5 protein-coding genes and 1 pseudogene are annotated in these 8,907 nt (G+C 65.0%); 3 read left to right on the forward strand and 3 right to left on the reverse strand.

Annotated features, from left to right (window positions below; all coding sequences use genetic code 11):
• A partial coding sequence (locus AC062T_RS09365) for a ribonucleoside-diphosphate reductase subunit alpha (RefSeq protein WP_476029418.1) occupies window positions 1–2,056 on the forward strand: 2,056 nt, incomplete at its 5' end.
• A 163-nt stretch (window positions 2,057–2,219) separates the two neighbouring features.
• Complete coding sequence (locus AC062T_RS09370; protein WP_108517554.1) at window positions 2,220–3,215, forward strand: ribonucleotide-diphosphate reductase subunit beta; 996 nt, start codon at window positions 2,220–2,222, stop codon at window positions 3,213–3,215.
• 116 nt (window positions 3,216–3,331) lie between these two features.
• On the opposite strand, the gene hrpA is transcribed toward AC062T_RS09370, so the two are convergent.
• Genes hrpA through AC062T_RS09385 form a run of 3 tightly spaced genes read right to left on the reverse strand, consistent with a single transcriptional unit; the run spans window position 3,332 to window position 8,588 of the window.
• A complete protein-coding gene (hrpA, locus tag AC062T_RS09375) occupies window positions 3,332–7,378 on the reverse strand; it encodes an ATP-dependent RNA helicase HrpA (protein WP_476029421.1) in 4,047 nt (1,348 codons plus the stop codon).
• 45 nt (window positions 7,379–7,423) lie between these two features.
• Complete coding sequence (locus tag AC062T_RS09380) at window positions 7,424–8,140, reverse strand: winged helix-turn-helix transcriptional regulator (protein ID WP_476029423.1); 717 nt, start codon at window positions 8,138–8,140, stop codon at window positions 7,424–7,426.
• Window position 8,141: 1 nt separating this feature from the next.
• Window positions 8,142–8,588, reverse strand: coding sequence for a VOC family protein (locus AC062T_RS09385; protein ID WP_476029425.1), 447 nt, complete (start codon window positions 8,586–8,588; stop codon window positions 8,142–8,144).
• A 224-nt stretch (window positions 8,589–8,812) separates the two neighbouring features.
• On the opposite strand from AC062T_RS09385, the pseudogene AC062T_RS09390 reads away from it, so the two are divergent.
• Window positions 8,813–8,907: pseudogene (locus tag AC062T_RS09390) on the forward strand (GntR family transcriptional regulator); the annotation flags it as partial.

Below are 8,907 nucleotides of genomic sequence, written 5' to 3' on the forward strand. Positions count from 1 at the left end.
CGATGAGCTGCTCAAGTACATCGGCGTCGTCACCCTCAACAACCGCTACGGCATCAAGGGACGCAACGGCGACGCACTCGAGGTGCCCCAGTACTTCTGGATGCGCATCGCCATGGGCCTCTCCCTCAACGAGGCAGACCCGAACGCTGCGGCCATCGCGTTCTACAACAAGATGTCGAAGCTCGAATACCTGGCGGCAGGTTCCACCCTCGTCAACGCCGGCACGATCTACCCCCAGCTCGCGAACTGCTTCGTCATGGAGATGCAGGACGACATGGAGCACATCGCCAAGACCACGCGCGATGTCATGTGGCTCACCAAGGGAACGGGTGGCATCGGCCTCTCCGTGACCAAGCTGCGCGCCCAGGGCTCGCCCATCCGCTCGAACAACACCACGTCGACGGGCCCGATCCCGTTCATGCACACGATCGACTCGATCCTGCGCGCGGTCAGCCGCGGCGGCAAAAAGTTCGGCGCCCTGTGCTTCTACATGGAGAACTGGCACCTCGACTTCCCCGAGTTCCTCGACCTCCGCCAGAACTCCGGTGACCCGTACCGCCGCACCCGCACCGCCAACACGGCCGTCTGGATCAGCGACGAGTTCATGAAGCGCGTGCAGACGGATGACGACTGGTACCTCTTCGACCCGCTCGAGGTTACGGACCTCAACGAGCTTTATGGTGCGGCCTTCTCCGCCCGCTACAACGAGTACGTCGCTATGGCCGAGGCCGGCGAAATGCGCATGCACAAGAAGATCAAGGCCCGCGAGCAGTTCAAGGCGATCCTGATCTCGCTGCAGGGCTCCAGCCACCCGTGGCTCACCTGGAAGGACACGATCAACAACCGTGCCCTCAACAACAACACTGGCACGATTCACCTCTCGAACCTGTGCACCGAGATCACCCTCCCGCAAGACGAAGACAACGTCTCCGTGTGCAACCTCGCCTCGATCAACCTGAGCCGCCACCTCCTCGTCGACGGCGAGACCGGCGCCGTGTCGATTGACTTCGCCAAGATCGAAGAGAGCGCCCGCCTCGCGGTGCGCCAGCTCGACAACCTCATCGACATCACGCGGTCGTCCGTGGCCGAAGCCGACTTCTCCAACCAGCAGAACCGCGCGGTTGGCCTCGGCGTCATGGGCTTCACCGACATCGTCGAGCGCCTCGGATTCAGCTACGAGAGCGAAGAGGCATACGACCTCATCGACGAGATCATGGAGCACGTCTCCTACGCGGCGATCGACGAGAGCGCCGACCTCGCCCAGGAGCGTGGCGCCTACCCGAACTTCGAGGGATCCCGCTGGTCGGAGGGCCTTGTGCCGATCGACAGCATTGCGCTGACCGAGCAGGACCGCGGTCTTGAGATCAAGGTCAACCGCAAGACGCGCCTCGACTGGGACGCCATGCGCGAGAAGGTCAAGGGGGGAATGCGCAACGCGACCCTCATGGCGATCGCGCCCACGGCATCCATCGGCCTTGTTGCCGGAACGACGCCGGGCCTCGACCCCCAGTTCTCGCAGATCTTTAGCCGCTCGACCTCCAACGGCAAGTTCCTTGAGGTCAACCGCAACCTCGTGGCCGACCTGCAGAAGCTTGGCCTCTGGGAGAGCGTGCGCGAGGACATCCTGCGCAGCCAGGGCGACATCTCGCGGGTTGCGTCGATTCCTGACCACCTCAAGGAGGTCTACAAGACGAGCTTCCAGCTCTCGCCGTACTCGTTCCTCGAGGTCGCGGCCCGGGCCCAGAAGTGGATCGACCAGGCCATCAGCCGCAACATGTACCTGGAGACTCGTGACCTCGGCGAGATGATGGACATCTATTACGGTGCCTGGGAGCGTGGCGTCAAGACCACCTACTACCTACACATGAAGCCGCGTCACCAGGCCGAGCAGTCCACCGTCAAGGTGAACAAGGCCGAGGAGATCTCGACGGGTGCCAAGCGTGGATTCGGCTCTGCCGCCCCCGCAGCTGCTGCCCCGGCCGAGGCCGCGCAGCCCGCTGCCGCCGCCCCTGCCCGCCGCGGCTTCGGCGGACTTGCCCCGAAGGCAGGTGAATGATGAACGGAACCGATGAGTACTACGTGCCCGTAGACCCGATGGACGAGCTTCAGTGCGATAGCTGCCAGTAGGCCGCGATGGGCACCCGCTGCCACCACGCGGGTGCCGCTGAGGGCCTCAGGGCCCACCGAATCATTCAGTGAGAAAGAAGATGAAGTAACACATGGGCATCCTCGGAACCGGAATTCAAGAAGGTCTCCTCCTCAAGCCGATCAAGTACCAGTGGGCAATGGACCTGTACGACCAGGCCGTCGCCAACACCTGGTTCCCCAACGAGATCCAGCTGGGCGAGGACATCGCCGACTTCAAGAAGATGACGGACGAAGAGCGCCACGCCGTCACGTTCCTCATGAGCTACTTCAACCCGAACGAGCTGCTCGTGAACAAGGCGCTCGCCTTCGGCGTCTACCCCTACCTCAACGCGGCAGAGGCGCACCTCTACCTCGCCAAGCAGATGTGGGAAGAAGCCAACCACTGCATGTCGTTCGAGTATGTGCTCGAGACATTCCCGATCGACCGCGAGAAGGCCTACGCGGCGCACGTCGACATCCCGTCGATGGCGCGCAAGGAGGAGTTCCAGGTCAAGTTCATCCGTCGCATGACCGAGGAGACCCTCGACATTACGACGCTTGAGGGCAAGCAGGACTTCGTGCGCAACCTCGTTGCCTACAACGTCGTGCTTGAGGGCATCTGGTTCTACTCGGGCTTTATGGTTGCCCTGTCGTTCCGCCAGCGCAATCTGCTGCGCAACTTCGGTTCGCTCATGGACTGGGTTGTTCGCGACGAGAGCCTGCACCTCAAGTTCGGCATCAACCTCATCCTCACGGTGCTCGAAGAGAACCCCGAGCTGCAGACGCCCGAGTTCGCCGACGAGATTCGCCAGATGATCTTGGATGCTGTCGAGATGGAGGAGGAGTACAACAACGATCTTCTCCCCGGCGGAATCCTCGGCCTCAACGCCAACTACATCAACCAGTACGTGAAGTACCTGGCGGACCGTCGCCTTGAGGAGCTCGGCTTCGAGCCGCACTACAAGGTCTCGAACCCGGCCAAGTGGATGGCGACCGCGAATGACACCCTCGAACTGGTGAACTTCTTCGAGTCGACCAACACGTCCTACGAGACGAACGCCAAGGCGACGTCTGCCCCCAAGGCGTAACACCCGGCACCACCCAGTAACACCTAGCGCGCTACGGCCGGCTCACCCTCGGGTGGCCGGCCGTTAGTGTGCGTGCGGCGCCAAAGCGCCAAAGCGGCGATGGGTGATCGGCTCGGCTAGCGCCCGAGGGCCTTCTGGATGCGCTGCAGGGATACGGGTTCGGCGGTGCCGAGGTGCTGGGCGAACAGGCTGATGCGCAGTTCTTCGAGCATCCACCGCGCCCGCACCAGGTTGGCCTGGGCTGGGTCGTTGGCGGCCTCGGCGGGCAGGGGAAGCTGCCCGCCCGCCTTGATGTAGAGCTCCGTCGCCTTCTGCACCTCGGCCATCCACACGCGGTCGCGGCCCAGGTTCTCGGCAAGCTTCGACACCCGGTGCGTGATCGCACCCACATAGAGGGGCAGCCGCCGCAGTCGGTCGCGGCCCATCGCCCCGGCGAACCCGGGGTAGACGAGCGCATCGAGCTGCTCGCGGGCATCGGCCAGAGGAGCGATCAGCGCCATGCTCGACGCGGACTTGATCGCCCGTTCGGCGTCCCGCGCCGCGGCGAGAGTCTTGGCCACGAGGCCGACCGTCTCGAATAGGGCATCGACGATCGTCGACGAGGCGGCATCCCGCATCCGCTCGAAGTCCGCCTTGGTCCATGGCAGCGCGGCGAGGGCGGCGTCGACGGGGTCACCAGCGGATGCTGCTGCGGCATGAGCATCGAGCGCGGCGTCGAGGCAGGCCACCATGCAGTCCTCGAAGAGAGCCTGCGTCGTGCGGTACGGGCTTGCGCCCAGGCTGAGCTTTTCGGCCGCGGTGAGGTGCTGCTGCACGTAGCCGAGCGGCGCGGGGATGGCGAGGGCAAGCAGGCGGCGCACTCCGCGGCGGTGCTCCCGAGCCTGGTCTGCCGGGGTGCTCATGAGCCGGATGCCCACGGTGGTTCCCTGATCGACGAGCGCGGGGTAGGCGCGAACGGTGTTGCCGCCGAGCCGAGTGTCGAGCACGCGCGGCAGCGCGTCGAGATCCCACGAGGTGAGCCCTGTGCGCTCGATGGACTGCGAAGGTGCTCCACCCTGGCGGGGGCCGGGCCTGCCGTCGGCGGGCAGGGCATCCCCCTCGGGGCGGGCCGAGGGGCCGCGACCGCGACCACCCTGCGGCTGAGCATGGAGGCGGGCAACCGACTCCCTTGCCCGGTTCTTGAGTTTCTCCTGCAGGCTCGCGAGGTCTTTGGAGCGGGCGAGTTCGCGACCGTTGTCGTCGATCACCGCGAAGGTGACGAGCAGGTGATCCGGCACTCGTTCGAGTTCGAAGTCGTCGACATCGACGGGGGTGTAGGTCTGGCGCTGGATCTGCGACGCGAGATATTCGGCAAACGGCATCTCTGTCGTGTCGAGGTCGTCGGGCAGCGTGCTGAGCAGGCGGCGAGCCCAGTCGGCGGCGGGCACCACATTGCGACGGATCGCCTTGGGCAACGCCTTGATCATGGCCGTGGCGAGCTGCTCTCGAAACCCGGGAACCTGCCAGTCGAACCCCTCGGCAGAGAGCCGTGCCAGCAGAGCGAGCGGCACCCTTACGGTGACGCCATCGTCGGGGGAGCCGGGCTCGAAGCGGTAGCTGAGGGCAAGGCGCTGGTCGCCCTGAGTCCACTGCTTCGGAAAGTCGCTTTCGACCAGCTCGGGCGGAGCATCCTCGTGGTCGAGCAGGTCATCGCGTGTCATCGTGAGCAGCTCGGGGGTCTCTGCCCGAGTCTTCTTCCACCACGACTCGAAATCGCGCTGCGTGCTCACCGTGGCCGGGATACGGCGGTCGTAGAACTCGTAGACGGCCTCGTCGTCGACGAGGATGTTGCGGCGTCGCGTGCGCTCCTCAACATCGGCAAGCTCGTCGCGCAGCGTGCGGTTGGCGCGCTCGAACGCGGTGAGTCGCTTGTCGAGCCGCTCGCTATCCCATTCGCCCTGCACGAGGGCGTGACGGATGAACAGGTCGCGCGCCTGCGCCGGGTCGATGCGCGAGAGTTGCACGCGGCGGCGCGCGACGATGGGCACGCCGTAGAGGGTGACTCGCTCGTAGGCGACGGCGGAGCCCTGCTTCTTCTCCCAGTGCGGTTCGCCATAGCTGCGCTTGGCGAGGTCGCCCGCGAGGGGCTCGGCCCAGGCCAGGTCGACGGCCGCGTTCATGCGGGCAAAGAGGCGGCTCGTCTCGACGAGCTCGGCGCTCATGATCTCGGCGGGCTGCTTCTTGGCGAGGGTCGAGCCGGGGAAGATCGAGAACCGCACCTGTCGGGCGCCGATGTAATCGCCCTTCTTATTGCGCGGGCGATCACGATCTTTGCTGCCCTTGCCGCTCGGGTCGGCGACGGTGTCGTCCCGCACGCCGAGCTGGCTGAGCAGCCCGGCCATGATCGAGCGATGGATTCCGGGGCCGTCATTGCTGGGGTCGCCGATCGTGAGGCCCAAAGGCTTGGCCATGCGTTCGAGCTGGCGGTAAACATCCGCCCATTCGCGCACCCGCAGATAGTTGAGGTACTCCGCCTTGCAGAGGCGCCGGAACTGCCCGCCACTGACCTCCTTCTCTTTCTCCTTGAGGTAGTTCCAGAGGTTGAGCATCGTGAGAAAGTCGCTCGTCTTGTCGGCGAAGCGGGCGTGCAGCTGGTCGGCCTGTGGCCGCTTCTCGAGGGGGCGCTCCCGCGGATCTTGGATGCTGAGGCCGGCAACGATGGCCATGACCTCACGCGAAACTCCGTGCTTGCCCGACTCGATCACCATGCGGGCGAGACGGGGGTCGATGGGCAGTTGCGAAAGCTGGCGGCCGACCTTGGTGATGCGGGGTGCCGTGCCAGCAGCGCCGCCGCGCTCGACGGCACCGAGTTCGGCGAGCAGGTCGAGGCCGTCTTTGATGCCGCGCGAATCTGGCGGTTGCAAAAACGGGAAGTCCTCGATTGCGCCGAGCCCGAGGGAGATCATCTGCAGGATGACCGCCGCCAGGTTGGTGCGCAGGATTTCGGGGTCGGTGAACTCTGGCCGCTTCTCGAAGTCCTGCTCCGAGTAGAGGCGGATGGCGATGCCATCGCTCGTGCGGCCGGATCGCCCGGATCGCTGATTGGCGGAGGCCTGCGAAATCGCCTCGATGGGGAGACGCTGAATCTTGGCGCGAACGCTGTAGCGGCTGATGCGCGCGGTGCCGGCATCGATCACGTACTTGATGCCGGGAACCGTGAGGGAGGTCTCGGCAACGTTGGTCGCGAGCACGATGCGGCGGCGGGTACCCGCGACGGACGACGGCTGAAAAACCTTGTGCTGGTCGGCCGCGCTCAGCCGGCCATAAAGAGGGAGCACCTCGACCCCGGGCAGATTGCGCGCACGAATCGCATCCTCGGCATCCCGAATCTCGTTCTCGCCGCTGAGAAAGACAAGAATGTCGCCGCTGCCCTCGCGGCCGAGCTCGTCGATCGCGGCGTTGATGCCGTCGAAGAGGTCGAGCGCGTCGCCCTCCGCGGGGGCCGCGGGCGCTGCGGGCGCTGCGGGCGCAGAAGCTTCGTCGTCGGGGTCGTCGGATTCCGCATCCGGGGCCAGAGGGCGATAGCGAATCTCCACGGGATAGGTGCGTCCGCTGACCTCGACGATGGGGGCAGGGGAGCCATCCGCTGCGGCGAAGTGCTGGGCAAAGCTCTCGGGGTCGATCGTCGCCGACGTGATGATGACCTTGAGCTCCGGTCGCTTCGGCAGCAGCTGCTTGAGGTAGCCGAGCAAAAAGTCGATCGTGAGGCTGCGCTCGTGCGCCTCGTCAATGATGATCGCGTCGTACTTGCGCAGCAGCCGGTCGCGGTGAATCTCGTTGAGCAGGATGCCGTCGGTCATGAGCTTGACCCGGGTGCCCTTGGCCGTGCGGTCCGTGAATCGCACCTGGTAACCGACGAGCTCGCCGACCTCCTGGCCCAGCTCTTCGGCGATGCGCTCGGCAATGGTGCGGGCCGCGATGCGCCGGGGCTGCGTGTGCCCGATGGACTGGTAGCCGAGCTCCAGCAACATCTTGGGCAGCTGAGTCGTCTTACCAGACCCCGTTGCGCCGGCGACGATTACGACCTGATTGTCGCGAATGGCCGCGCTGATGTCGTCGCGCCGCTGGCTGACCGGAAGGTCGGGCGGGTAGACGATCTGAATGGCGGCGTCGGCGGGAGTCATGAGCCTTCTATCCTATTGCGGCCCAACCTGCCGCAGGCGCGGGGCTCAGGCGGCAGTCGTTCCCTCGGAGGCGACGGCGGCAATCGAGAATGTCGCGGCAAAGCGATCGAGCAGCGCCGCATCGCCGCCCAGCACGCGCACTGTGCCGTTCGCGATAGCGGCGGCGGGGGAGAGGTCGCCTGCAATGAGAGACCGGATGCCGGGGCCGGCCGCAAAGGTCAGGTCGATTCCGTGAGAAAACGGGTTAACGGTTGCGGGCACCGGCACGCCGGAGCTGCCGGGCACCGGAGCGATCTGGAGTGTTCCGGCCACCGTGCGCAGGCCGAGCGCCACATCGCCGATGTGTACCTGGTAGGCGGTCGGAGGATAGGCCGCGGCAACATCCGGTTGAAAGGCCGTGCGAAACGCCATGGTCATCGAGTCGTTCGTGATGATGTCGTCGGGGGCGGGGTCTCCCATCGCCTGAAAGCCCCAGCGGCCCAGGGCGAGCACAACATCTTCGAGCCCTCGACCGAACTCGGTGAGATCGTAGACGAGCCCGCAGCGCGCGAGGGGGATGCGGTGAATAACCCCAGCCTCCTGCAGCTCTTTGAGCCGCGTGCTGAGGATGTTGGTCGGGATGCGGGGCAATCCGTTTTTGAGGTCGCTGTAGCGCCGCGGCCCCACGAGCAGGTCGCGAACGATGAGCAGCGCCCACCGTTCGCCGACCAACTCGAGGGCGGTGACGACTCCGCAGTATTGCCCGTAGTTGCGTGCGGCCACGTTAGGCGGGTGCTCCGCCCTGTTCGGCCATGAATGCTTCTGGGCCTTTTTCTGCAGCAGTGGGGTCCATCCACAGCACGCTGAACTCGTTGCCGTCGGGGTCTTCGAAGTCGCGGGAATACATGAAGCCGTAGTCCTGCGCCTCCTTGGGTTCTATGCCGCCGGCTGCGAGTGCTTTGTCGACGAGGTCATCGACGGCTGCGCGGCTGTCGGCGCTGATCGCGGTCTGGACGAGGGCGTGAGTGTGGGGGTCTGCCAGCTGCTTCTGCGTGAAGGTCGCAAAGAATTCGCGCGTGAGCACCATGAGGTAGACGTGGTCGTCGATGACGACGCAGGCGGCGTTGTCGTCGGTGAATAGCGGGTTGAGTTCCCAACCGAGGCCCTGGAAGAACTGCTTGGAACGGGGCAGATCGCTCGTAGTCAGGTTGACGAAAATATCGGTGGGCATTGCGTCTCCTTTGATCTTTGTGCCGTGAGTGGTTCCGTGAGAGTTCGATACTTGCAAAAAGCAAGTAACGAGTCAACCCCTTATTTGATCCCGCCCAACTTTCCCAGCTGACCGCGCCGCGAGGCGGGCTCATGTATACAAACAGCCCCAAAAATAGCGCCAGGACTGCCAATCGCGCGCTTTGTGTATACACTGGACGGAGTCGAGCGGATCAAGGAGGAACGATGAGAGCGAGTGATCGCGCCTATCGGATGCTCCGAGAGCAGATCGTCGACTGGGAGCTTGAGCCGGGAACCGTGCTGGGTGAGGTCGAGCAGGC

This window comes from Homoserinimonas sp., assembly GCF_056262345.1.